We start from the raw sequence: 24,541 nt of genomic DNA on the forward strand, positions 1-24,541 counted from the left end.
GTTGTCAGGGTTCGATCCCTGCTCAGGGGGTGTTTCTGGCCAGCCAGTCCGACAGTCGGGAAACATCACCGACGTCCGCGAGCGCCGCCGCCATGTCGTGGATCGGGACCGTGTCGCCGGCCCGGTCGCGCAGGACCGGACCGTCGAGCCAGTCCAGTCCCCAGGACGCCAACCGCGCCTCGACGAGCCTGACCGCGAGATATGCGGCGAGGCTGTCGATGTCCGGTTCCAGGGCGTCCCCGGTCTGGCCCGCGCCGGCTTCTCCCACACGCGGCCCGGGAATCACCGCGCCCACCGCCTCGCCCCGCCGCGCCCCCGGTACCCCGGCCTCGGCGATCAGGGTCCGTATCCGCTTCGCGGCGGGGTGCTCGTCGGGCACCGACTCCGCACGCCGCACCAGCTCCGGCTCGGTGACCGAGGTGACGTACCGCTCCCAGGTCACCGTCCGCTCGATCCGGCGCCCCTCGAACAGCTCCGCCGCCATCCGCGACGCGCGGGCGTCCACGTCGCCGGGCTGCTCCAGCAGGTCACAGGCCGGCCGCTCGCTCAGCCGGGTGGCCAGCGAGCCGGCCATCCGGTCGCGCCGCCCCAGCGAGGTCAGCGCCCCGACCAGCGCCACGTTCAGCCCCACCGGGCAGTAGCCCGACTCCCACGCCGGCTGCGCCAACCGGGTCAGGACCCGGTCCCACCCGGCGGCGGCCATGTTGATCTGCTCGTGCGCGTAGGCGCGGGCGGCCGGCTCGATCATCCGGGAGGCCGCCACCGCTTCCCAGGCCACCACCCGTTCCAGCACCTCGGCGCGGGCTTCGAAGTAGCCGGCCAGGCGCCGCCGCATCGTCGGGAACGGCCGTGGCGTCCGGCCCGGACGGCCGTGCAGCGCGCCGATGCTCCGGTTGGCGAAGGCCCGGGCCCGCACGATCCGCTCGTCCCCGGCCGCGGCCATCCCGGCCACCAACGGCGCCAGCAGCCCCCGCAGTTCGCTGACTCGCAGCCACCACAGGAACGGCGCCCCGATGACCAGCACCGGACCGCCGGGACGCGGGTCCAGCCAGGCGTCGCAGTCCGGGGACAGCTCGATCCCGGCCGGGGTCGGCACCTGCAGTTGCAGCGCCAGCTGCCGGACCAGCAGTTCCAGTTCGGGAGCCGATTCGCCGGCCAGCGGCACGGTCTTCGGCGGCGCTATCGCGCTCCGGTGCAGCCGGATCGCCGGTGCCGCCCACAGCAGGCACACCACGGCGGCCGCTATTACCGCGCCGGGTCCGAAACCGCCCCAGCCGCGCAGCCGCGCCAGGCCGATCAGGCCCGCGCACGCCGCGGCAGCGCTCAGGGCGTATGCCGCTATCACCCACGCGCGGACGCGTAGTAGTGCGCGGGCCGCCCTGTGAGCACTCACCCGCGCCGTCGTAGCCGTCACCGTGCTGATGGATCCCCCAAGCGTCCAGGCCGCTTACGAGCCTGTTGCGAAGGCTAGCGCGAAACACCCACAGCGGTTAGCGGCGTGGCGTGAATACACACTTTCGGATGGCGGGGTAAGGGATCCGTGCCTCAGCGTGACGTATCAGGCAGCTGCTTTCGCCGCCTCCGCTGCGATGTCGGTGCGGTACTGCGAGCCGGCGAAATCGACCGCCGCCACGCCGTCGTAAGCCTTGGCGCGCGCGGCCCCGAGGTGGTCCGCCACCGCGGTCACCGCCAGGACCCGGCCGCCCGCGGTGACCACCTCGCCGTCCGCGTTCAGCGCGGTCCCGGCCTGGTTCACCACGGTGCCCAGCCGCTCGGCGGTGTCGATCCCGAGGATGACGTCGCCGCCGCGCGGGGTCCCCGGGTAGCCCTCGGCGGCCAGGACGACGGTGACGGCGGCGCCGTCCCGCCAGCGCGGCGCAGGGGCGTCGGCCAGGGTGCCGGTCGCGGCCGGATACAGCAGCTCCGACAGCGGGGACTCCAGCATGGCGAGCACACTCTGGGTCTCCGGGTCGCCGAAGCGCGCGTTGAACTCCACGACGCGCAGGCCCTTGGAGGTGAGCGCGAGACCGGCGTAGACCAGCCCGGCGAAGGGGGTGCCGCGCCGGCGCATCTCGTCGACCAGCGGCTGGATCACCGTCGCGACGACCTCTTCGGTCAGGCCCTCCGGCGCCCACGGCAGCGGGCAGTAGGAGCCCATGCCGCCGGTGTTGAGGCCGGTGTCGCCGTCGCCGATCCGCTTGAAGTCCTGCGAGGGCATCATCGGGACGACCGTGGTCCCGTCGGTGACGCCGAACAGCGAGACCTCGGGGCCGTCGAGGTACTCCTCGATGACGACGCGCCCGCACGCGCGCGCGTGCTCCAGGGCCGCGGCCCGGTCCTCGGTGACGACGACACCCTTGCCGGCCGCGAGCGCATCGTCCTTCACCACGTAGGGGCTGTGTCCAATAGCGCCTTCGGCGCGGGCGCCGAACTCGTCGAGCGCCTTGACGTACTCGTCCTCGGTCTCGCAGACATAGGACTTGGCGGTCGGGATGTGGGCGGCGGCCATCACCTCCTTGGAGAAGGCCTTGGACCCCTCCAGCAGCGCGGCCGCCTTGGACGGGCCGAACACCGGGATCCCCGCCTCGCGCACCGGGTCCGCGACCCCCGCCACCAACGGCGCCTCCGGACCCACCACGACCAGGTCCACGCCGAGCTCCACGGCCAGGTCCCGCACCGCGGCCGGGTCCATGGCGTCGACCGGGCGCAGCTCGGCGACCTGCGCGATGCCGGGATTACCGGGCGCGCAGTAGAGCGCGGTGACGGCGGGGTCGATGCTGAGGGCGCGGGCGAGGGCGTGCTCGCGGCCGCCGGTGCCGATGACGAGGACCTTCATGGTCGTTAGGGTACCGGCGGGGAAGATAGACAGTTTGGACTGTGCAGTTTAGACTGAAAGTATGGACGCTCAGAGTGCACAGGGACAGCAGGCCGGCGCGAGCGCTGAGGCCGCGCACGCCGCCCGGGAGCTGCGCGTGCTGGTCGGCCGCCTGCGCCGCCGGCTGCGCGAGGTGGACAGCGTGCACGAGCTCACCGCCTCGCAGCTGGCGGTCCTGGGCCGGCTGGACCGCGACGGCCCGGCCTCGACCAGCGACCTGGCCAAGGCCGAGCGCGTCCGGCCGCAGTCGATGGCCGCGACCGTGGCGGTGCTGGAGGAGCGCGGCATGATCGCCCGCCGCCCGGACCCGGACGACGGCCGCCGCCAGCTGATCGAGCTGACCCCGACGGCCGACGAGACGGTGAGCGGATCGCGGCGGGCGCGCGACGAGTGGCTGGAAAGCGCCCTGCGGGAGCGGTTCTCGACGGAGGAGCTGGCGACGGTGATCACCGCCTTGGGGCTGCTGGAACGGCTCAGCGAATGACCGCGACCGTCGACAGGGCCCAGGACACCGCCGCCACTCAGGACACCGCCACCCCGACCCCGCCCTTCAACCGCCGCCTGATCGTCCCGCTCCTGTTCGGCGCGACGCTCAACCCGATCAACTCCTCCATGATCGCGATCGCGCTGGTGCCGATCGGTGCGGCCTTCGGCGCCTCGCCCGCGGCGACCGCGTGGCTCGTCTCCGCGCTCTATCTCGCGACCGCTATAGGGCAGCCGGTGATCGGACGGCTTGTGGACCGGTTCGGGGCCCGGCCGCTCTACCTCGTCGGGGCCGCGTTGGTCGGGATAGCCGGGGTCATCGGGACGGCCGCGCCGTCGCTCGCGGTGCTCATCGTGGCGCGCGTGCTGCTGGGCTTCGGGACCAGCGCGCAGTTCCCGGCGGCCATGCACACTGTGCGCGGCGAGGCACAGCGCACCGGTATGAAGACTCCCGCTGGGATCCTCACCGCGCTCTCCATATCTGCGCAGAGCACGATGGTCATCGGCCCGACGCTTGGCGGTGCGCTCATCGGTGTCGGCGGGTGGCGCCTGGTGTTCGCCATCAACATCCCGCTGGCGTTGGTCTGCATAGCGCTCGGCGCACGCAGACTCCCCAAGAGCGCACCTGCACACACCGAGAGCCGTATCGACCTGGTGGGCATGGGCCTGTTCGCCGCGATGCTGACCAGCCTGTTGCTCTTCCTCATGGACATGAGCGTCGGCAACCTCTATCTCCTGGCGATCGCCGCTGCGGTGGCCGCGCTGTTCGTCCGTATAGAGCTCCGCTCGGGGGAGCCCTTCATAGATATGCGCGTCTTCGGCGGGAACACCCCGCTGCTCATGACCTACCTGCGCCAGACGCTTACCTACGTCCTCACGTACTGCTTCATCTACGGATTCACGCAGTGGCTGGAAGAAGGCCGCGGCCTCAGCGCATCCGCAGCCGGGCTCGTCGTCCTGCCGACGTCCCTCACGGCGATCGTCGTGGCCTGGTTCACCGGCCGACGCAGCGGGATGCGCAGCAAGCTGTTCGCCGGCACCATGTCGATGATCGCTGCGTCCGCGGCCCTGTTGGTCCTTAACCGGGGAACCGCTATATGGGTTCTCATAGCGGTGGGTCTACTGGCGGGTGCCACACAGGGCATGAACGGTCTCGCCAACCAGAACGCCTTGTTCCGTCAGGCAGATGCGGCGCGTATGGGAACCGCTTCAGGGCTGCTGCGGACATTCCAGTACCTCGGCGCCATCCTGTCCTCGGCTGCCGTGGCGATCGTCTTCCGCACCGGGGCTTCTTCGGGCGGCCTTCACGAGCTCGCCGTCATTATGATCGCGTGCGGCGGGCTGTTGCTCGCCGTGGTCCTCGCCGACCGCTCGCTGTCCCTCCGCCGATAAGGATTTCCGCGACATGGCGCTGACGACACTGGACCCGAAGACCGCACTCGTCCTGATCGACCTCCAGCACGGCATCGTCGCCCCGCCCTCGGTCCCCCTCAGCGGCGCCGAAGTGGTGGCGCGCGGCAAGGAGTTGGCCGATGCCTTCCGCTCGCGCGGTCTCCCGGTGGTCCTGGTGAACGTCGCTTTCTCTCCCGACTTCGGCGATGCCCCGAAGGGCCGCGACGACGAGGAGCCCGAGCCGGACGAGGACGACGACGAGGACGAGGACGAGGACGAGGGCATGCCCGCCGACTTCGCCGTCATCGTGGACGAGCTCGGCGCACAGGCCACCGACATCCGCGTCACCAAGCACCAGTGGGGCGCCTTCCACGGCACCGGCCTGGACACCCAGCTGCGCCGCCGCGGCGTCACGCAGATCGTCCTGGCCGGCCTGGTCACCAGCCGCGGCGTCGACACCACCGCGCGGGAGGCGTACGCCCACAACTACAGCGTCGCGTTCGCCGTCGACGCGATGGCCGACCGCGGCATCGAGGTGCACGACAACGCCATCGAGCGGATCTTCCCGCAGATCGGCCAGCGAGCCACCACCGCGGAGATTCTGAAGTTGCTGAGCTCCTGGAGCTAGTGCGGATTCCCTAAGGGCTCCGACACTTCCTGCAGAAGCCCATAGACGAACCGCGCGCTGCGCCGCTCCAGGCCGCCCCGGCCGTCGTCATACCCGTACTCGCTGTGCCACCGCGTCGGGGCGTCCTCCGGCAGATGCCGCACCTGCGGATACATCCGCTCCAGATCCCCGACCACGTACGACCACGGCTCCAACGCATTGTCCGGCGGGGCCGCAGGCGGCTCCGTACCGGGCGCCCGCACCAGCCACTCCTGCCAGACCTGTCCGCCGGGCCCGACCACGATCTCGAACCGCAGCTCCGGCCACAGCGGCAGCGTCCAGTGGTGGAGCCGGCTGACGAGGTCCCCGGTGCGGAGTTCGAGTTCGGCCTCCGCCGGTCCCAGGAGCGCCCTGAAGCGCTCCGGTCCGCGGGGCGCGGAGCGCGCCCGCAGATAGCGTTGCCACCAGGCGTTCGCCTCGCGCATCTCCGTGACGGAGAAGCCCAGGCCTTGCCGAGCCTGCTCCACCAGACCGGGCTGGTAGTCGGCCATCCGGCGGAGCAGGATCAGCTGGAATTCCGAGCGTGAGATCATCGCGCCCGAGCTTAGTCCGGAACGCTAGCGGGCCCCTGCCAGATCGGGACTCTGCCGGTTCATGTACGTGAAGTAGCGGTTGTGGCCCAGCGCCGATTCCTCAGTGTTGGTCGCGACACTGTTGACCGCGCCGGCCACCGCAGGACTCGCCGCCTGTGCGACGCCGGGCAGCCCGACAAGGCTGCCGGCGGACACGGCCGTGAGGGCGAGGCCGCCGAACGCCACGGTTTTGGGCAGGCGGAAGCGTGAGGATGCTGACGAGGGCATGGGTCGAACATAGGCGCGGTGATCATCGGCGGGATCGGTAAGAGGGGTGACCAGGCCTACGCTGTTGCGGCTATCGAGCTGGTGCCATGGGCGAGCCGGGGCCGGAGCCCTACCAGTCCGGAGGAGATTCCGGCGGCGTCCTGCGCGCCGGCGGCCTCTGATCGTCCGGCGGCGCGGAACGCCGGGGCTGCGGGGGCTGCGGGGACTGCGGGGACTGCGGGGGCTCGCCGGCCCGGCGGCCGTCGCCGCGACGCGGCGGCTGGTCGCCACGCTGCGGCTGGTCGCGACGCTGCGCGCGGGAGTCCGGGGGCGTGCTGCCGCGGGGCTCGGGGCTTCCGGGACGCGGCACCCACTCGGCTCCGGGCGGGGTACTTCCGCGCTGCGGCTTCTTGGCTCCCTTGCCACGGCGCAGCCAGCCGCCCGAGCTCGGCTCCTCCGGCGGGCGGGAATCAGGGTTCTGTCGCGGACGGGGCGGTACCTTCTCACGGCCGCCGGCGCCCTCGGGTGCAACTCGACGCTGCCGGCCGGGATCGGCGGGCGGCCGCTGGTCTATCGGCGGCCGCTGATCGCCGGATTTGCGCGGCCTCCCCGATATCGCAGGATCCTCGCGACGCACCGGCTGCCCGGTACGCCGCTGTTCCGATTCCCGGCTGCGCGCCTGCTGGCCGCCGGAATCCGCGCCCCGCACCGGCTGTCCGGCTCCGGCTCCGGATGCGGCTCCGGCCCCGGCTCCGCGCCCATCGGCATCCCGCCGATCCCTGCCCCGCGCGTCCTCGCTACGTCCCGACGGATCGACGCGCTTCAAACGCCCCGCACTCGTCGGCGGGCCCGCATCGGCAGCCGGCCGCCGTTCCGGGCCCTTCCGTGGCTGCCCCGAATCGCTTCCCTGCCGCGATGCCGGCTTCTCACCGCGCCGCTTTCCTTCGGCCGGCCGCTCCTCAACCCTCTGCCGCCCGGAATCCCCACCCGCGGACGGCCCGGCGCTCAACTCCCGCCGCGTGGAGCTCCGCCCTGTCGGCAGCGCGTGGCCGACCGGCACCGGGCCGCGCGCCTGCGCCTGCCCCAGCGCCCGCTCGCGGCCGCGCAGGTAGCCGGCGACGAACTTCTCCAGCCCCATCTCGGCCAGCGGCGTGCGCTGCTGCGGGTCGTACGCCGCCAGGCCGGTGTCGGATTCCACCGCGTGCGCGAAGCGGAACGCCATCGTCGCCGCCATGCGCGCCACCGGGCCGTCGTACCAGTACGGCAGCGCGATGACGCCGTCCTCGCCGAAGAACGTGAACCGCAGCCGGGTCACCGGGTGCACCAGCTCCCGCTGGCCGCGGCCGCGGTACTCCTCGATCTGGCCGAGGATCTGCGCGGCGTGCAGCACGAGGTCGGGCCACGGCTCCAGGCGCGCGGCCACTATCCTCGGGTCCTCCTCGCGCGCCGCGGTCCGCGCGGCGGCCAGGGCCTGGGACCAGGTCTGGCCCAGGATGTGCGGGAGGAACACCACCTCGTGGCTCATGTGGCAACTTTAGTGGTGTTCACCCCTTGAACGATCTCAGGACGCGAACGCATCCGTCTTGGCAGATGACAGGGGTGTCAGCTCGCGTAGACGTCCACGACCGACAGCGCCTCGTCCAGCGCCGCCAGTCCCTTGCGCGCGTCCTCCTCGGAGATGGTGCACGGCGGCACCACGTGCAGCCGGTTGAAGTTGATGAACGGCCACACGCCGCGCGCCTTCATCGCCGCCGCGAGCTCGTTCATCGGCGCCGCGTCCGCGCCGGAAGCGTTGTAGGGCACCAGCATCTCGCGCGTCTCCTTGGAGCGGACCAGGTCCAGCGCCCAGAACGCGCCGACGCCGCGCACCTCGCCGACGCTCGGGTGCTTCCCGGCCATCGCGCGCAGCGCCGGGCCGAAGACCTCCTCGCCGAGCCGCGCCGCGTGCTCGATGATGCCCTCCTCCTTCATCGCGTTGATGGTGGCGACGATGGAGGCGCAGGCGAGCGGGTGCCCGGAGTAGGTCAGGCCGCCGGGGTACACGCGGTCCTTGAAGGTGTCGCGGATCTTCTCGGAGATGATCACACCGCCGACCGGGACGTACCCGGAGTTGGAGCCCTTGGCGAAGGTGATCAGGTCCGGGGTGACGCCCCAGTGGTCGAGCGCGAACCAGGCGCCGGAGCGCGCGAACCCGGCCATCACCTCGTCGGCGATGTAGACGATCCCGTACTTGTCGCACAGCGCCCGGACGCCCGCCAGGTAGCCCGCCGGCGGCATCAGCACACCGGCGGTACCGACGATGGTCTCCAGGATGATGGCCGCGATGGTCGCCGGGCCCTCGTACTGGATGGTCTGCTCCAGGTGCAGCAGCGCGCGCTCGCATTCCTCGGCCTCGGTCGTGGCGTGGAAGTGGGAGCGGTACAGGTGCGGGCCGAAGAAGTGCACGGCGCCGCCGGTGGACTGGCCCACCGCGTCGTTGGCCCAGCGGCGCGGGTCGCCGGTGACGGAGATGGCCGTCGAGGTGGAGCCGTGGTAGCTGCGGTAGGCGGAGAGCACCTTGGTGCGGCCGGTGTGCAGCCGGGCCATGCGGACGGCGTTCTCGACGGCCTCGGCGCCGCCGTTGGTGAAGAAGACGTAGTTCAGGTCGCCCGGGGCCAGCTCGGCGATCAGCCGGGCGGCCTCGCCGCGGACGTCGTTGGCGAAGGCCGGCGCGATGGTGCACAGCTTGCCGGCCTGCTCCTGGATCGCCGCGACCACCTTGGGGTGCTGGTGCCCGATGTTGGTGTTCACCAGCTGGGAGGAGAAGTCCAGATAGCGGTTGCCGTCGTAGTCCCAGAAGTAGGACCCCTCGGCGCCGGCGATCGGGAGCGGACTGATGGCCCCCTGCGCCGACCAGGAGTGGAACACGTGGGCGCGGTCGTCGGCGAGAACTTGCGCGCCGGCCGCCTTCAGCTCGTCGGGGGAGATATCAGTCATAGCCCGAACGTACATGGTGCGGCCCCCCGCTCGGGAGGCCGCAACATGTCAAGGAATCGACCGCGCGCCCTTACAGAACTGCCAACGACTACAGGAACGAGCGCAGCTGGATCGTGGCGTTGCGCTCCGGGCCGACGCCGATCGCCGAGATCGGCGCGCCCGACATGTCCTCCAGCGCCTTCACGTACGCCTGCGCGTTCTTCGGCAGGTCCTCGAAGGACTTGCAGCCCGAGATGTCCTCGGTCCAGCCCGGGAGCTCCTCGTAGACCGGCGTCGCGTGGTGGAAGTCGGTCTGGGTCATCGGGATCTCGTCGTGCCGGACGCCGTCCACGTCGTAGGCCACGCAGACCGGGATCTTCTCGAAGCCGGTCAGCACGTCCAGCTTGGTGAGGAAGAAGTCGGTCAGGCCGTTCACCCGGGAGGCGTAGCGCGCCACCGGCGCGTCGAACCAGCCGCAGCGCCGGTCCCGGCCGGTGGTGACGCCGTACTCGTGGCCGATGCGGCGCAGCGCCTCGCCGTTCTCGTCGAACAGCTCGGTCGGGAACGGCCCGGCCCCCACGCGCGTCGCGTACGCCTTCAGGATGCCGATGGACCGGGTGATGCGCGTCGGGCCGATGCCGGCGCCGGTGCACGCCCCGCCGGTGGTCGGGTTCGAGGAGGTGACGAAGGGATAGGTGCCGTGGTCCACGTCCAGCAGCGTGCCCTGACCGCCCTCCAGCAGCACGACCTTGCCCTCGTCCAGCGCCTTGTTGACGACCAGCGAGGTGTCGGCGACCATCGGCCGCAGCCGCTCGGCGTAGCCCAGGTACTCCTCGACCACGGCCTCGGCGCTCAGCGCGCGCCGGTTGTAGACCTTGACCAGCATCTGGTTCCGGTCCCGCAGCGCGCCCTCGACCTTCTGCAGCAGGATCGAGGGGTCGAACAGGTCCTGGACCCGCACCCCGATCCGGTTGATCTTGTCCGCGTAGGTCGGCCCGATACCGCGCCCGGTGGTCCCGATCTTGTTCTTGCCCAGGAACCGCTCGCTGACCTTGTCCATGGTCCGGTGGTAGGGCGTGATCAGGTGCGCGTTCGCCGAGATCAGCAGCCGCGAGGTGTCGACCCCGCGCTGGTCGAGCCCGTCGAGCTCGGCGAACAGCACGGCCGGGTCGATGACCACGCCGTTGCCGATCACCGGCACGCAGCCCGGCGAGAGGATGCCGGAGGGCAGAAGGTGGAGGGCGTACTTCTGGTCGCCGATGACGACCGTGTGGCCGGCGTTGTTGCCGCCCTGATAGCGGACGACGTAGTCGACCGAGCCGCCGAGCAGGTCCGTGGCCTTACCCTTGCCTTCGTCGCCCCACTGGGCGCCGACTAGCACGAGAGCGGGCATGGGAGATGCACCTCATTTCCATCAGCACAGTCAACGCTTAGACGCCTACTAGCTGCCAAGCGGTCCCTCTAGGGCGACGCGTCTTGTGTAAAACGACCGAAGCCCCTGGTCGCAAGCGGCGACAGGGGCTCTTGCGGCAAGAGTTTACCGCGTCGTGACCGGGGATGGCCATTCCGGTCCGACAGGTGTCACCCGCCGTTGGTCTGCACCGGAAGCGGTTTGCCGGCCGCGTCGAAGGCCGTGACGCCAGTCGTCTGCTTGTCCCCGGACAGAACGTAGGCGAAGAACCGGTAGCCGCCGAGGCTCTTGATGTCGATGGGGCTGCTGGTGCCGTCGGCGTAGTCCAGCTGCAGGCGGGCGACCTGGGGCGCGACCAGCCCCGACGCGGCCATCGCGGCCTTCCCGGACGAGCTGACCTCCTGCGAGGAGCCGATCTCACTGCGCATCGAGCCGGTGATCGGCGTGGCATGGGTGCAGTCGGCGTTCAGACTGGCTGCCATGTCCGTCACGATGCACGGCCCCGACGGCCCGGTGTAGGCGGTGATTACCATGTTGTCGGCACCGAACTTGCCGCGGGTCAGTTCGACCGGACCCGCGGCCGGCGGCGGCGTCTCACCGGGCTTGTACCACCGGCCCTCGACGCTGAAGCTCCCCTTGATGCTGAACGGGCTCGAGAAGGCGATCTCGGCGCCCCGGGCGTCGAAGACCTCGATCTTGGCCACCCCGAGGCCGGGCGGCAGGGCGAAGAGCGCCACCGGTGTCTTGGCCACGGGCACGGCCTCGAAGTGCAGGACCTCTCCGTCCGCCAGCGTGACGTTGACCGTCGCCACCTGCTTCTGCAGGAAGAGCGTGTAGTTGTCGGGTTCGCCCGCGGACGCGTTGACGGTCAGGGCGGCGTACTTGACGTCCGGCCCCTGGTTGTCGAAACCGCAGGTCCACTCGATGTAGTAGCAGTTCTTGTTGTCGAAGCCGATGCTCCACTTCTTTCCGTCGATCGTGCCCGAGAACTGCCCTTTGCCGTGGGTCAGGATCGTCGGGTTCACCGTGACGCGCCCCGGGGTGCTGGTGGCCGCGTACACCCCGTCCGGGCCGCCGCTCGCCGAGCTGTAGCCCGAGCCCCCGCCGGCGACCGCGACCGGCACGCCGATCGACAGCGCCGCCGCGATCGCCAGGGCGCCGCCGCCGACCACGCGGCGGCGCCGGCGGATCGTCCGGCCCTGCTTCAGCGTGGCGTCCACCGGGATGGTGCCGACCTCGAAGCGGCCCAGGTCGGCGAACAGTGCTTCCTCGCCGCTGCTGTCGCCGCCGTCGGTGTCCGGTCCGTACTGTTCGTCGTTCACGAGATCGCACTCCCGTCCTGAAGCTGTGTGCTGGCTCGGAGCTTGGCCAGGGCCCGCGAGGCCTGGCTCTTCACGGTGCCGACCGAACAGCCGAGCACCGTGGCGGCCTGGGTCTCCGTCAGGCCGTCCCAATAGCGGAGCACGACGACCGCGCGCTGTTTCGGCGGCAGCTCCATGAGGGCCGCCACCAGCGCCTCGCGCTGGTCGAAGGCGGCGGTGCCGTCGGTGACGGCGGGTTCGGCCGGCGCCTGGCCGGAGCGCTCGTCGACCCGGCGTTTGCGGAAGCGGTGGTGGTTGGCGTTGATCAGGATCCGGCGGACGTAGGCGTCCGGGTCGTCCGCGCGCCGCACCCTGGGCCAGGACGCGTACGCCTTGGCCAGCGCGGTCTGCGCCAGGTCCTCGGCGTGGCCGCGGTCGCCGGTCAGGCCGTAGGCGAACCGGACCAGGCCGCCCCACCGGCTGACCATGAACTCGCGGAACTCGGCTTCCTCGTCGGCGCGTTTCTCGTCCCTGCCACGTTCCTTGTCACGCTTCTCACCCCGCATCCGTCCCCCTCGCGTCATCGTTCATGTCGCTGAAGAGGGCGGGCTGTGCACGGATCGTTGCATGGAATACGGATCGTTGCATGGGAGGGGACTTCAGTCCGCCAGCTGCTCCAGGAACGCCACGCAGCGCACCGCCTCGACCCCGGCCTCCGTGCACGCCGCGATCGCCTCGCGCAGCCGCTCGACCGCGGCGTCCCGGCTGCCGTACCGGTCCAGCAGCCAGGCGACCATCTGCTCGGAGAAGTCGTAGTCCATCGCGCTGTGCGGGAGCAGCGCCCGGAAGCCCGAGGCGGCGCGCTCGGCGTACGGCATCGCCTTGTCGGACAGGTCGGCGTTGAGGTGCAGCCGGGCCAGCTGGTCGTCGGTCTCGGCCAGTTCGTAGGCGATGACCTGGGCGTCGCGCTCGTAGTCGCCGGAGCCCTCGGCCGCCTCCAGGACCTGCGCGGCCTCCGCGAACAGCAGCAGCACCTGGTCCAGGACGTCCTCGCGCTCGCTGTCGTGCCCGGTCTCCTCCGACTCGCCGAAGGTCACCCAGGCCAGGGCCCTGAGGGTCTTGGCCAGGTTGATCGGATCCGGCAGCACGCGCAACAGGATCACCGCCCGGTCGAACGCCCGCCGCGCCTCCTCTGGGAGCCCGGCGGCGCGCAGCGCGTGCCCGGCGGACGCCGCGAGCATCGCGTGCCCGCCCTGCTGCGGGAATTGCTCGGCGGCGGAGGCGGCCAGCAGGTACTGCTCGGCGGCGCCCCGGTAGTCCTCCAGGCGTCCCAGGCAGCGGGCCAGCGCCCAGCGGGCGTTGACCACCGTCGGGTCGTCGAGGTGCTCGATCATCTCCGGGAGCGCGGACTCCAGGATGGCGGCGGCGTCGGCGTCCCGGCCCAGTTGCTCGTAGGCGAACGCCAGGCTGTGCCGCGCGCTGGCGGCCAGGTCGGGGACGCCGTGCCGGTCGGCCCACCCGACGGCTTCCAGCGCGTGCTCGGCGCTGTCGGCGTACCGCCCCTGCGCGCCGCTGGCGTTGGCCAGGACCTGGCGCGTGTAGCCGGCCGGGAACCGCTGCTCGGGCCAGCGTTCGGCGATCTCCAGGGCCGCCAGCCCGGCGTGCTCGGCGTCGGCGTCCCGGTCGGCGGCCAGGTAGGCCTGCGCGAGGAGCATGTTCGGGTGCAGGTTCGCCCACGGCCGCTCGGCGCGGTCGTACAGCGCGATGGCCGCCAGCAGCTCCGGCACCGACTCCTCGGGACGGCCGCGCCGCTGCGCGATCTCCGCCCGCATGGTGTGCGCGGCGGCCGCGCGGGCCGGCACGTCGAACTCGACGGCGTCGGCCAGCAGCGCCTCGACGCTGGCCGCGAAGTGGTCGAAGGCTGATTCGCGGCGGGCTTCGAAATCGGCCTCGCCGTCGGGGTCGGCGCCGATCTCGGTCGTCCGACGGGCTTCGAAAGCCTGGGCCCGGCGGACGGTGAGCACGTCCTCGGGTTCGGCGAGGCCGCGCGCCTGCAACACCCGGGCGGTCGCGTACAGAGCGGCCAGCGCTTCCTCTTGTAAGGGCTCGCAAGTCTTCTTCTGCAACGCCTCGGCCAGCAGCTTGCGCGCCTTCACGGCGACAGCGCGGCCTTCCAGCCCGCCCTCCTCATACCGCTCGACGGCCTCGCCGAGCAGCCGGACCGCCCGGTCCATGTCCTCGCGGTCGAGCGCGTCGGCGGCCCGTTCCTCGGCCAGCCGGCCCTGCGCCTCCAGATCGAGCTCGATCCCGCGGCGATCGGCCGCGACCGCCACCCGCTCCCACATCTTCATCGCGCCGGGGTGCGCCACGTCGAACAGCCGGCGGGCCTCGGCGAGCAGGTCGTCGAAGTCGGTGTCGGTGTCCGGATCGGCCAAGTCAGCCGGTTCGGCCGTTTCGGCCGCTGACTCACGCTGGATAGGCAGCGCCGGCGGCTCCGGTGTCTCCCGCCGCGCCTCCGGCACCCTCGGCCGCGCGGCGACGACCAGCGGCAGCTCCGCCACCAGCCACGTCTGGTCCATCGTGGCGGCGACGCGGGAGCTCACCGCGTCGGTGCCGTTGCGTGCGTCGAAGCGCCGGGTGAGATCTTCGATCTCGGACCGCACGCGGTCCAGCAGCTCCCCGACCGGCCAGTCGCGGCCTTCGGGTCCGGCGACGGACGCGGTCGATCCGGCTTGGACCTGGCCGCGCAGCAGCAGGGCGACGCAGGACAGGAACTCGAGGTAGTCCAGCGGTTCGAAAGGCGGGTCGAACAGGCACCGGTTCTCCGCGAGGATCTCCAGGCCGCGTGCGCCGTTGCCGGACAGCACACAGAACTCGATGTGGCGTCCGAAGGCGGTGCGCAGCTCGACGTGTCCGCGCAGCAAACGGTAGCCGCGCAGGTGGTTCGCGCGTGCTTCGTCGTACCGGCGGAGCCTCAGCAGCGGTTTCAACGACCCGGCCAAGGTGCTGGCCGGCTCGTCCAGGCACGAGATCTCGTTCTCGATCGTCGGCCGCCACAGCCGCATCGCCGCGAGGTCGTCGCCGCGGTCCGCCCGCCACGCCCCCTGCGCCAGGTGCTCGCAGGCCCGGCAGTCGCTCATCAGGTCGCGCTCGGCGGCCAGCCAGCGGCCGAAGTGCGTCTCAGCCTGCGCGGTGTCCCCCAGGTGCTCCGCTATGCGGAAGCGCTGCGCATGGACGGCCCGCATGCCGTAGCCGGCCAGGCGGTAGCGGCGCTCCATCTCGTCGACGAATCCGTGGACCGTGGCCAGCGGGACTTCGGGGACGGAGAGCAGGTCCGAGGTCATCCACTTGAAGACCCAGTGCGTCTCGTACTCCAGACGGCTCGCGTCGCGCAGGGTCTTGCCGTGCCGGTCCCACAGCCGCAGGAGGCGCGAGAACAGGACCGGCGAGCGGAAGCTCTCCCCGCCCCGCTCGTAGGCCTCGATGACGGTGTGCAGAGCGCGGATCTGGATCTCGGGGTCGCCGAGCTTGTCGGCGGCGGCCAACAGCGCTTCAGCTCGCACCGAACGGGCCCGGCCCGCGGGCTCGTCCTCGTTCGCCTCCAGGGCCGTGCGCAGTTCCCCGGCCGTCCAGGACGGTCGCTGGAACGCCGACTCGCTCGTGCTGGGCAGGATGGGCATCGCGCGGACTCAGTCCTCTTCCTCGGCCTCGGGGTCCCGGCGCCGCCCGACCGCGTGGCCGAGCAGCCCCAGGAAGGCCCGGTTGAGCAGCGCCGTCTCGCTGGACCGGATCGGCCGCTTGGACAGCAGCAGCGCCTGACCGTAGACCGCCTCGACGCCGGTGGCGGCCAGCTCGGCGTCGTCCAGCTCGACCAGGCCCTGGATCAGCGGGCTGCGATGGTTCAGCACCAGGCGGGCCCGCGGCCCGACGGTCCGCAGCGCGCCGAGGATGCCGGCCCACAGGTCGTCGCCGTCGGCGGCGGCCTCGGCCTCGGCGTCGGCCCGGGCCCGCTCGTGCCGGGCGTCGCGGCCGTCCAGGAGCAGCGCGGGGATGGTGACCGGGTGGAACGCGCGCAGGGCGACGTCGCAGTCCAGGGCGTCCAGGACCCGGCGGGCGGTGGCCAGCAGCGGACCGGCGGCCAGTTCCTCGGTGCTGTCGACGGTGTCCAGATGCGCCGCGACGGTCTCCGGATCCAGGTCCAGGACGGCGACGCCGGGCAGCGCGCGCGGCAGCTTGCGGACCAGGTCGGCGTCATAGGTGTAGCCGCCGTTGACGACACCGAGGCCGACCGCCGCCGCGATCTGCGAGACCTGCTGGAACTCCTCGTCGCCGGCCGTCAGGTGGATGACACTGTGCTGGTCGGCGAACGCGGTCAGCGGCAGCCGCCCGGACGTGGTCTCGAACGGGAGCCACGGAAGAGTGAGGGCAAACAGATCGTCGTCGAAGCGCGCCAGCGCCTTGACCCCGAGGTAGTGCACGGCCAGCAGCCGGTTCAGGCGCGGCGGATCGGTCGCGGCCAGCCCGGCGAGCCAGTCGCGGACCCGGTCGCCGAGGGCCTCGCGCACCGCGGCCAGGCGGTCGTCCTCGTACAGGGCCTCCCGCGACGCGGTGGGACGCAGCGTGTCGGTGTCGATGACACAGCGCACGAAGAAGGCCCAGTCCGGCAGCAGGCCCCGGGCCTGGTCCGTGAGCAGCATGCCCTTGATGTGGACCCGGTGGCCGCCCTGATCGGAGGTGGTCGCCGCGGTCGGGAGGATGTAGGCGGCGCCCTTGATGCCCAGCAGCGGGATGTTGAGCTCGATGACGTCCAGCGGCGCGAACCCGAGCGTGTCCTGGCAGTAGGCGGCCAGCGCCTCGAACCGGGTGCCCGGCGAGGGGTACTCCCGGTCCCAGACCGGCGGGGTCTCGGTGATGCGGTAGGTGTAGCCGGCCTCGTCCTCGAGGACGGTCTCGTAGGGCAGCAGACTGCCGAAGTCCCGCGCCAGCTCCACGACCCGCGGCGCCTGGAACCAGAACTCCTTGCCGGGGCTGGGCTTCAGGGTGACAGTGGTGCCGGGCTGCTCGGGCGTCTCGTCGGGAGCCAAAGTCCTGATGTCGTAGTGCCCGTCGGCCGCGCCTCGCCACTCAACCGCCGGCGCCGCGGGGTCCACAGCCGACCTGGTGACGACGGTGATCTCATCGGCGACCACGAAGCACGCCAGCAACCCGATCCCGAACCGCCCGAGGAAGTCACCCCGCCCCAGCTCCAGCACACTGGCGGCATCACCGAGCCCGTCACCGAACCCGTCGCCCCCCACCCCGCCCCGCTTGGAACTCCGCCCGATCGTCGCCAGAAACCGGTGCACCTCATCCTCGGTCAACCCGATCCCACTGTCCCGCACCTGCACCCGAGCCCCATCGGCGACGATCCGCACCACAGCCGGCGCCGCCCCGTCCGAAGCACGCCGAGCAGTGATCGCATCCACCGCATTCTGCAAAAGCTCCCGCACGAACACCCGCGGACTGGAGTAAAGATGATGTGAAAGCAGATCAACGATCCCCCGCAGATCCACCTGGAAGGCATGAGCGGACGGAAGACCACGCCCACCGGCATCAGTGGCGGCGGACGCGGACTTGGAGACCAGCGGCTTCTCGGACGACACGCGCTCGATGCTACGCACCCGCGGCGACACCCGACGCCGGAATGGCCGCAACCGCGACGGTTTTAGACGATCGCGTCGAACTCCCCGGCCTTCACACCGGCGACGAAGGCGACCCATTCGGCTTTGGTGAAGGACAGGACCGGGCCCTCGGGGTCCCGGCTGTTGCGGACGAGGATCTCGTCTGCTTTGACGCTGGTGGTCTCGACGCAGGCGCCATTGCCGCTCGACGCGCTGGACTTACGCCAACCTGTCTTGAGCTGATCGATTTCCATGGGCTGCCCTCCCGATTTGATGCGCCGTACCGGGAGTTATTCCTACCCGCTAGTACGGGGAGCAATCGCCGCAAGTCCCCCATGACCAAGTCTTTGCCGAGCTGAGAGGGCCGTCGGACACACCACGAAGTCATGCGAACGCCCCTGCGCCTTGTGGGCTTGGAGCGTTCGGCTGCACCTCTCGACCGGGTCGGCGGCGGGTGGAAACGCTAAAGAGCGTCGGTCGACATCTGTTGTCGCCAACGCCACTGATCAGGCCAGGTCGTCGAACTCTCCGCGCTGTGCTCCGTCCAGGAACGCGGCGATCTCCCTGCGGGTGAAGGTCAAGACAGGGCCGGAAGGGTCCTTCGAGTCCCGCAGGTAGACGGCACCGGTATCACCGGCGGCCAGCTCCACGCATGACCCGTTCCCGCTGCTCGCGGCGGCCTTGCGCCATTGCAGGCCGTCGTTTTCGATCATGACATCGCTACCTTCCCTAAGCCCGCCGGCCCGGTTGGCCGTACGGAGGACCAGTGTTCGTAATTTCCCCGGAGAAGACGCATGAGAAATTTTCGGCTGTCCCCCGCGCTCAGTGCCGTTTCGGCCATGGCCGCGAACTTCTCCCCGATAGCCGTGATCTCGCCGTGGCCACGGACGAAGAGCTCACGGAACACGCCTTCGACATAGCAAGCGCTACTGGTCTTGGGCCCTTCGTCGAGATTCAGGAGATGAATCGTGGCCCCCTCCATACCCTGATAGAAACCCGCACCATACGGGATGATCTGAAGGGTCACGTGCGGCAGGCGCGTCGCCCGGATGAGCCGATCGATCTGTTCTTCGCGCATGGCGCGGGTCCGGGGATCGACCCCCGCCGGGCGCCAGAGAACGTTCTCGTCCACGATGAAGTGAGCCCTCAGCGAGCTTTCTTCGTTCCAAAGCCTCTTCTGCCGATCCATACGGATCTGAACCCGGGTCTCCACCTCAGCCGCTGCGCGGTTGTCGCCGTTCCGCGTGATCGTCTCTCGGGCGTACCGCTCGGTCTGAAGCAGTCCGGGAATGAAGGTCATCTCGTAGTTGCGAAGGCTTCGGGCCTGGGATTCGAGCGCGATGAAGGTCGAGTATTTGGCCGGGATGGGGGTCGTCCCCTTGTCCGCGTCGACGGCCTCCCGGCTCAGCGCCATCAGCTGGTCCCGCCGCTGCGCCGGCACTCCATAGAACTTGCACAAGTCGCGCACGTCCCGTGCGACGGCCCCGCGCTGGCCGTTCTCCATCCGGCTTATCTTCGCGTCCGAGCACTCCAGACACCTGGCGGCGTCGGCGATGCTCTTGCCGGCCGCGAGGCGGAGTGTGCGCAACTCGCTGCCGAGCTCCCAGCGCAGAACGTTGATCCCGGTCACCGGCTGGTTCCGCTGGTTGGCTCGCACCTGGGCCTCCTCGCCCGTCAGGCAGGTTCCGTACGCAAGTTCAGTGGGCATCTACACCATGCAGGTGCCTGTTGCAGATTCAGGCTGAAAGTGCTCCTGGCAATTGACACCCTACCGAACGAGGAGCATCGTACAACTACGACAGGGGTACGCGACAGGGTTCTGTGAAAGAGCCACTCGCCTGGACCAACGAGAAGGCCGGGCCGACGTAGTGCGGCGTCGACCCGGCGAAGAAAGGCCCCCAGCCGATATCACTCGAAGAGAACGGAAGAGACCTCGTGGAGACATCTACCCCCACGCCCCGTGACCAATCCCCATCAGCGGGTCTCGAGGACTGCCCGCGATGCGTAAAGGGCCGGATCGGGAAGGCCCGGCTCACGTGCACCCTGTGCTTCGGCGCCGCCCTGGTGCAGCCCTGGGTCGCCGACCAGGAGCGGGCCCAGCAGAGGAGTTGGGCGGCCTACCTGGCCGCGCGCCGGGAACCGATGCCCGACGGCGCGGACCCCGCGCTGGGCGAATGCGCCCGGTGCTGGCCGTCCCGGTGCCCCCAGTGCCCGTGGACGCCGCCGGCGGATCAAGGGGCCGGCGGGCTCGGGCTCGCTGCTTGAACCGGTGGGAGGTGAGGAATCCCATGGAAGTACTGATCATCTTCGGTGTCGTATACGGAGCGTTCCTGACAGGACGCGTTCTCCAGTACCTGTCCGACGCCAAGCGCGTTCTGGGCAGGGGTGTCGACCGGAACGGGAAGCGGTAGCGGCCGCTCCCGGCCATTAGCGTCTGACGAAAACGGCGCGCCCCCCGTGGTCAACGGGAGGCGCGCCTCAGTTATGGCAGCCGGTCCGTATCAGTCCGCCTGGATCTTCGCAGTGTTCTGCACCACGTTCACCTGGATGTTGTGCGTCGAGGTCTGGTCCTCGTGCACCGGGCTGCTCAGGTCCTGCGTGATGTCCCCGGCGGCCCCGGTGCAGTGCCCCGCCGGGACGCACGAGATGCGGTACCCGCCGGCCGGCACGGTCAGCGTCACCTCGGCCGGCTGGCCGGCGGTCACCCGGATGTTCTGGATGTTCGAGATGTCGCCGGTGACCTGCAGGTTGATCCGATCGCCGATCGGGGCGAAGACGTCCAGGTTCGCCGCGCTCACGTCCGTGGCCTGGACCTGTCCGTTGGCCGTCACGCTCACGTCGGAGGTGGTGGCCAGGTGGTTCACCGTGACGTTGCCGCGGCCGGTGAACAGCTGCACCGCCGCGTCCAGGCCGGTGGCGGTGATGTCCGCCTGGTCGCTGGAGTGGTCCATCATCGCCTCCACCGACATGGAGCGCGGGACCTGGATGTCGTACTTCGAGGAGCACTCGCTGTTCGGGCAGTGCACGCTCACCAGCAGATACCCGCCGGCGCTGATGATCTGGCGCTCCACCGGGTCCAGCAGGGTGGCGCGGTCGGTGGCCTTCACGGTCACCTGGTCGGTGTCGGAGCCGGTGACGTTGATCGAGCCGTTGCCGTCCACGGCTATCAGCATCCGCTGCACGTTCGTGTACGTGTACGTGTGCTTGCTGGTCCGCGGGTAGCGGTTGATCAGCACGTTGCCGACCGCCGCCAGCCCCACCAGGACCAGCACCGTGATCGCCAGCGTGCGCGTGAAGCGCCAGACCCGCGACCCCCGCTGCCGCCACTCCGAGGGCGGCTCGGGCGGCAGGACCGGTCGGCCGCGGGTCGGCAGCGGCGCGGTCGTCCCGTCGTCGGGTTCGTCGTAGTCGTCGTCATACTCGGTGTCGGTGGACGCGGAGGTCGGATACCGCGGTCCGTCGTCCCTGGTCCGGCTCAGGTCGTCCCCATAGCCGTCCGGCTCGTCGAAAGACACTGAAGCCCCACCTCCGCGGTATCCCATACCCTGCGGAGGCGAGGCTAGCAGCGTCGAACTGCTGATCGTCTCCCGGTCGAGGTTCTTTGTTACCCCTTTACCGGGAGCTCATTCAGGCGGTGGCGGGCTCCCGTGCCGGCTTGACGGAAGTCAGCAGCAATTGCGCGACATCGACCACTTCCATCGACTCCGGCACCTCGCCGGCCTGCTTGCGCGCGGTGATCGAGTCGCCGAGCATCACCAGGCAGTACGGGCACGCCGTGGAGATCACGTCGGGGTTCGTGGACAGGGCCTCGTCCACGCGCTCGACGTTGATCCGCTTGCCGAGGCGCTCCTCCATCCACATGCGCGCGCCGCCGGCGCCGCAGCAGAAGCCCTTCTCCTTGCAGCGGTGCATCTCGGTGTTCTTCAGGCCCGGGACCTTGGCGATGATCTCGCGCGGCGGGGTGTAGACCTTGTTGTGGCGGCCCAGGTAGCACGGGTCGTGGTAGGTGATGTTCTGGTCGATCGGGGTCACCGGGGTCAGCTTGCCCTCGGAGACCAGGGTGTCCAGCAGCTGGGTGTGATGGATGACGTCGTAGTGGCCGCCGAGCTGCGGGTACTCGTTCGCCAGCGAGTTGAAGCAGTGCGGGCAGGTCGCCACGATCTTGCGCTTCTCGCGGGGGGTGTCCTCGCCGAAGACCTCGTTCAGCATCTCGACGTTGCCCTGGCCCAGCATCTGGAACAGGAACTCGTTGCCCAGGCGGCGGGCCGGGTCGCCGGTGCAGGACTCCATGCCGCCCAGGACGGCGAACTTCACGCCGGCGATGTGCAGCAGCTCCGCGAACGCCTTCGTGGTCTTCTTCGCGCGGTCCTCCAGGGAGCCGGCACAGCCGACCCAGTAGAGGTACTCGACCTCGGAGATGTCCTCCAGGGTCTCGCCGAAGACCGGGACCTCGAAGTCCAGTTCCTGGATCCACTCGGTGCGCTTCTTGGGCTGCATGCCCCAGGGGTTCTGCGCCTTCTCCAGGTTCTTCAGCATCGTGCCCGCCTCGGACGGGAACGAGCTCTCGATCATCACCTGGTAGCGGCGCATGTCGACGATGTGGTCGACGTGTTCGATGTCCACGGGGCACTGCTCGACACACGCACCGCAGGTGGTGCAGGACCACAGGATGTCCGGGTCGATGACGCCGTTGTCGTCCGCGGTGCCGATCAGCGGGCGCTCAGCCTCGGCGCGGACCAGGTCCGGCAGCGACAGCCACTTCTCCTCGGCCAGCTTCTCGTTGCCCTCCAGGTCCCGGCCGCCACCGGCGAACAGGTACGGCGCCTTGGCCGCGGAGTGGTCGCGCAGGGCCAGCATCAGCAGCTTCGGGGACAGCGGCTTGTCGGTGTTCCACGCCGGGCACTGGTCCTGGCAGCGGCCGCACTCGGTGCAGGTGGAGAAGTCGAGCAGGCCCTTCCACGTGAAGTCCTCGACCGCGCCGACGCCGAACTTGGCGTCCTCGGCCGGGTCCTCGAAGTCGATCGGGACGCCGCCGGAAGCCATCGGGCTCAGCGCGCCGAGGGCGGTGCCGCCGTCGGCCTTCTTCTTGAACCAGATGTTGGGGAACGCCAGGAACCGGTGCCAGGCCACGCTCATCGTGGAGTTCAGACCGATGGTGATGGCCCAGATCATCGAGATGACGATCTTGGCCATCGCGATCGCGTAGATCCAGTTCTCCAGCGAGCTCTTCGACATGCCGTCGAAGGCGTGGATCAGCGGGTAGCTGATCGGGTAGTGCAGGCTGTAGGAGGTGTGGCCGCCGAGCGCGCCCTCGAAGCCGCGCAGCAGCATGATGCACACGCCGATGGCGAAGATGACCCACTCGACGAAGTAGCCCTGCCACATCGTGGAGCCGAAGAAGCGCGAGCGCTTCCCCTTCTCCTTCGAACCGGCCCCGGCCGGGCGGTTGCGCAGGCGGATCCCGATGAGCCCGGCGATCGCCAGGATCATCACGAAGCTCACCACCTCGGTGACGAACTCGAAGGGCCACCAGCGGCCGATCAGCGGGATCGCGAAGTCCGCCGAGAACAGCTGGCCGTACGCCGTCACCAGGGTGAAGAACAGCAGGCCGAAGCCCACCATGACCACCCAGTGCATGGCGCCGATCCAGCGCTTGCCCTTGCGGGCCAGCCGGGTGTGGCCGAGGAACTCCCGGAAGAGGTTCTTGGTCCGCTCCAGCGGCTCGTTGCTGCGCACCCCGGGCGCGGTCGACTGGCCGAGCTTCACGAACTGGTAGATATAGACGGCGGTCCGGCCCAGCAGACCGAAGCCGATGACTGAGATCACCAGCGAGACGACGATGGCTGCGAGCTGCATAGCCTCGGTCTCCTCCTACGCGTGCGTATCGACGGACACATCCCGATCACCGTCCGTACGGAGGGTACGGTAGTCGAGGCCCCAGATTATCCTACTGACGAGTAACTTCTGGCGCGCCACAAGTGATGTTGGCAGCACGATAGGGAGGAGGGAAGGCTGTGGCGGCTCCTGAGCCTGTGACTCCTACTACATCGGCAGAGATTGCTGCTCCGTCCGCTGTGACTCCTGCTACATCGGCTGCCGTGCCGTCCTCCGCCCGGACCTCCTCCTCGCTGCCACCTGCGGATGAGCTGCTGGCCCTGCTCGACGGCCGACGGCTCTCGCCGGCGCAGCGCCGGATAGCGCACTACCTGTTGGAGAACCTCCCCGAGGTCGCCTTCCTGTCGAGCATGGAGCTGGCCGAGCGGGTCGGAGTGAGCCAGCCGTCGGTGACCAGGTTCGCCGCGGCATTGGGCTTCTCGGGGTACCCCGAACTGCGCGCGGCGCTTAGGCCGATCGCGCTGCGGGTTCCCGAGACGGGGATACACGGGGAACGCATAGCGGGGAACGAACTGCACTCCGCGCTGGAGAGCGACCAGGCGAACCTGGAAGCGCTCCACAAGTACGCCGCCGATCCGGCGCGACTGTCCCGTCTGGGCTGCGACCTCGCCGCCTCGGAACCGCTCTCGGTGATCGGCTTAAGGATGTCCGCGCCTGTCGCCTCCTACTTCGCGTACGGAGCGGCGCGCATCCATCCCGACGTCCGAGTGATCGACACCCCGGGCTCGCCGGCGGACGAGGCGCTGCTGCAGGCCGTCGCGGCCGGCGGGACCTGGCTCGTCGCCTTCGTGCTGCCGCGGTACCCGACCGAGTCCGTCGCGGTTCTCCGCAACGCGCAGGAACTCGGGCTCAAGACGGCCGTCGTGACGGACGTCCCGCTGGTGCCGTTCGCTCATTTGGCGGACGTGCTCCTGCCGGTCGGAGTCGGGTCGCGGTCGGTGTTCGACTCGCACGCCGCCCCCATGGCGTTCGCCGCGCTCCTGCTCCAGGCGCTCGCCGACGCCGCTCCGGAACGGACGCAGGAGCGGCTGGAAGCGTACGAGGCGCTCGCGGAGACCCGCGGCTTCTACGTCAGCAAGTGAATTGACACCCTGAACCCGGTCATACCGGCGGCTCTCGCGAA

Annotated in this window: 21 protein-coding genes; 5 read left to right on the plus strand and 16 right to left on the minus strand. The window is 70.2% G+C overall.

Annotation, left to right across the window (positions count from 1 at the left end):
* Positions 1-22: 22 nt before the first annotated feature.
* Positions 23-1,393: a hypothetical protein gene (locus ABH926_RS07505; protein WP_370364650.1), complete on the minus strand. Its 1,371-nt coding sequence runs from the start codon at positions 1,391-1,393 to the stop codon at positions 23-25.
* 165 nt (positions 1,394-1,558) lie between these two features.
* Positions 1,559-2,836, minus strand: a complete 1,278-nt coding sequence (gene purD, locus ABH926_RS07510; RefSeq protein ID WP_370364651.1) for a phosphoribosylamine--glycine ligase — start codon at positions 2,834-2,836, stop codon at positions 1,559-1,561.
* Between the two features lie 61 nt (positions 2,837-2,897).
* On the opposite strand from purD, the gene ABH926_RS07515 reads away from it, so the two are divergent.
* From ABH926_RS07515 to ABH926_RS07525, 3 genes are read left to right on the plus strand one after another with little or no spacing between them, the layout of a single operon-like run.
* Positions 2,898-3,359: a MarR family winged helix-turn-helix transcriptional regulator gene (locus tag ABH926_RS07515; protein ID WP_370364652.1), complete on the plus strand. Its 462-nt coding sequence runs from the start codon at positions 2,898-2,900 to the stop codon at positions 3,357-3,359.
* Positions 3,356-4,750, plus strand: coding sequence for an MFS transporter (locus tag ABH926_RS07520; RefSeq protein WP_370364653.1), 1,395 nt, complete (start codon positions 3,356-3,358; stop codon positions 4,748-4,750). Before ABH926_RS07515 ends, ABH926_RS07520 begins: the two co-directional genes overlap by 4 nt.
* Before the next feature lie 13 nt (positions 4,751-4,763).
* Positions 4,764-5,378 (plus strand): isochorismatase family protein, encoded by a 615-nt coding sequence (locus ABH926_RS07525; protein ID WP_370364654.1) that lies wholly within the window; start codon positions 4,764-4,766, stop codon positions 5,376-5,378.
* Here the strand turns inward: ABH926_RS07525 and ABH926_RS07530 are convergent.
* The 12 genes from ABH926_RS07530 to ABH926_RS07585 form a co-directional block, all read right to left on the minus strand.
* Positions 5,375-5,950 carry a hypothetical protein gene (locus ABH926_RS07530; protein WP_370364655.1) on the minus strand — a complete coding sequence of 192 codons (576 nt, stop codon included), beginning with the start codon at positions 5,948-5,950 and terminating at the stop codon, positions 5,375-5,377. The genes ABH926_RS07525 and ABH926_RS07530 overlap by 4 nt on opposite strands.
* A 24-nt stretch (positions 5,951-5,974) precedes the next feature.
* Complete coding sequence (locus ABH926_RS07535) at positions 5,975-6,217, minus strand: hypothetical protein (protein WP_370364656.1); 243 nt, start codon at positions 6,215-6,217, stop codon at positions 5,975-5,977.
* A 109-nt stretch (positions 6,218-6,326) separates the two neighbouring features.
* Positions 6,327-7,721, minus strand: a complete 1,395-nt coding sequence (locus tag ABH926_RS07540; protein ID WP_370364657.1) for a hypothetical protein — start codon at positions 7,719-7,721, stop codon at positions 6,327-6,329.
* Positions 7,722-7,798: 77 nt separating this feature from the next.
* Positions 7,799-9,172, minus strand: a complete 1,374-nt coding sequence (locus tag ABH926_RS07545) for an aspartate aminotransferase family protein (protein ID WP_370364658.1) — start codon at positions 9,170-9,172, stop codon at positions 7,799-7,801.
* Positions 9,173-9,260: 88 nt separating this feature from the next.
* A complete protein-coding gene (locus tag ABH926_RS07550; RefSeq protein ID WP_370364659.1) occupies positions 9,261-10,544 on the minus strand; it encodes an adenylosuccinate synthase in 1,284 nt (427 codons plus the stop codon).
* A gap of 188 nt (positions 10,545-10,732) precedes the next feature.
* The gene (locus ABH926_RS07555; RefSeq protein ID WP_370364660.1) at positions 10,733-11,884 is read right to left on the minus strand and encodes a hypothetical protein; all 1,152 of its coding nucleotides are present in this window, start codon (positions 11,882-11,884) and stop codon (positions 10,733-10,735) included.
* Complete coding sequence (locus ABH926_RS07560) at positions 11,881-12,429, minus strand: SigE family RNA polymerase sigma factor (protein WP_370364661.1); 549 nt, start codon at positions 12,427-12,429, stop codon at positions 11,881-11,883. The genes ABH926_RS07555 and ABH926_RS07560 overlap by 4 nt, the downstream gene beginning before the upstream one ends.
* Before the next feature lie 93 nt (positions 12,430-12,522).
* A complete protein-coding gene (locus ABH926_RS07565) occupies positions 12,523-15,543 on the minus strand; it encodes a tetratricopeptide repeat protein (protein ID WP_370364663.1) in 3,021 nt (1,006 codons plus the stop codon).
* A 9-nt stretch (positions 15,544-15,552) separates the two neighbouring features.
* The gene (locus ABH926_RS07570) at positions 15,553-17,487 is read right to left on the minus strand and encodes an HSP90 family protein (RefSeq protein WP_370365181.1); all 1,935 of its coding nucleotides are present in this window, start codon (positions 17,485-17,487) and stop codon (positions 15,553-15,555) included.
* An 80-nt stretch (positions 17,488-17,567) separates the two neighbouring features.
* A complete protein-coding gene (locus ABH926_RS07575; RefSeq protein ID WP_370364665.1) occupies positions 17,568-17,777 on the minus strand; it encodes a DUF397 domain-containing protein in 210 nt (69 codons plus the stop codon).
* 252 nt (positions 17,778-18,029) lie between these two features.
* Entirely contained in the window at positions 18,030-18,236 is a 207-nt protein-coding gene (locus ABH926_RS07580; protein ID WP_370364666.1) for a DUF397 domain-containing protein, read from the minus strand.
* Positions 18,233-19,180 carry a helix-turn-helix domain-containing protein gene (locus tag ABH926_RS07585; protein WP_370364667.1) on the minus strand — a complete coding sequence of 316 codons (948 nt, stop codon included), beginning with the start codon at positions 19,178-19,180 and terminating at the stop codon, positions 18,233-18,235. The genes ABH926_RS07580 and ABH926_RS07585 overlap by 4 nt, the downstream gene beginning before the upstream one ends.
* Positions 19,181-19,811: 631 nt before the next feature.
* Between ABH926_RS07585 and ABH926_RS07590 the strand changes: the two genes are divergently transcribed.
* Positions 19,812-19,934 (plus strand): hypothetical protein, encoded by a 123-nt coding sequence (locus tag ABH926_RS07590; protein WP_370364668.1) that lies wholly within the window; start codon positions 19,812-19,814, stop codon positions 19,932-19,934.
* A gap of 90 nt (positions 19,935-20,024) precedes the next feature.
* Here ABH926_RS07590 and ABH926_RS07595 read toward each other — a convergent pair whose 3' ends face one another.
* Both ABH926_RS07595 and ABH926_RS07600 read right to left on the minus strand, forming a co-directional pair.
* The gene (locus ABH926_RS07595) at positions 20,025-21,038 is read right to left on the minus strand and encodes a hypothetical protein (RefSeq protein WP_370364669.1); all 1,014 of its coding nucleotides are present in this window, start codon (positions 21,036-21,038) and stop codon (positions 20,025-20,027) included.
* A 112-nt stretch (positions 21,039-21,150) separates the two neighbouring features.
* Positions 21,151-23,379 (minus strand): (Fe-S)-binding protein, encoded by a 2,229-nt coding sequence (locus ABH926_RS07600; RefSeq protein ID WP_370364670.1) that lies wholly within the window; start codon positions 23,377-23,379, stop codon positions 21,151-21,153.
* 158 nt (positions 23,380-23,537) lie between these two features.
* Between ABH926_RS07600 and ABH926_RS07605 the strand changes: the two genes are divergently transcribed.
* Positions 23,538-24,500, plus strand: a complete 963-nt coding sequence (locus ABH926_RS07605; RefSeq protein WP_370364671.1) for a MurR/RpiR family transcriptional regulator — start codon at positions 23,538-23,540, stop codon at positions 24,498-24,500.
* Positions 24,501-24,541 lie beyond the last annotated feature (41 nt).

This window comes from Catenulispora sp. GP43 (genome assembly GCF_041260665.1).
In the GTDB taxonomy this organism is placed as follows: domain Bacteria; phylum Actinomycetota; class Actinomycetes; order Streptomycetales; family Catenulisporaceae; genus Catenulispora.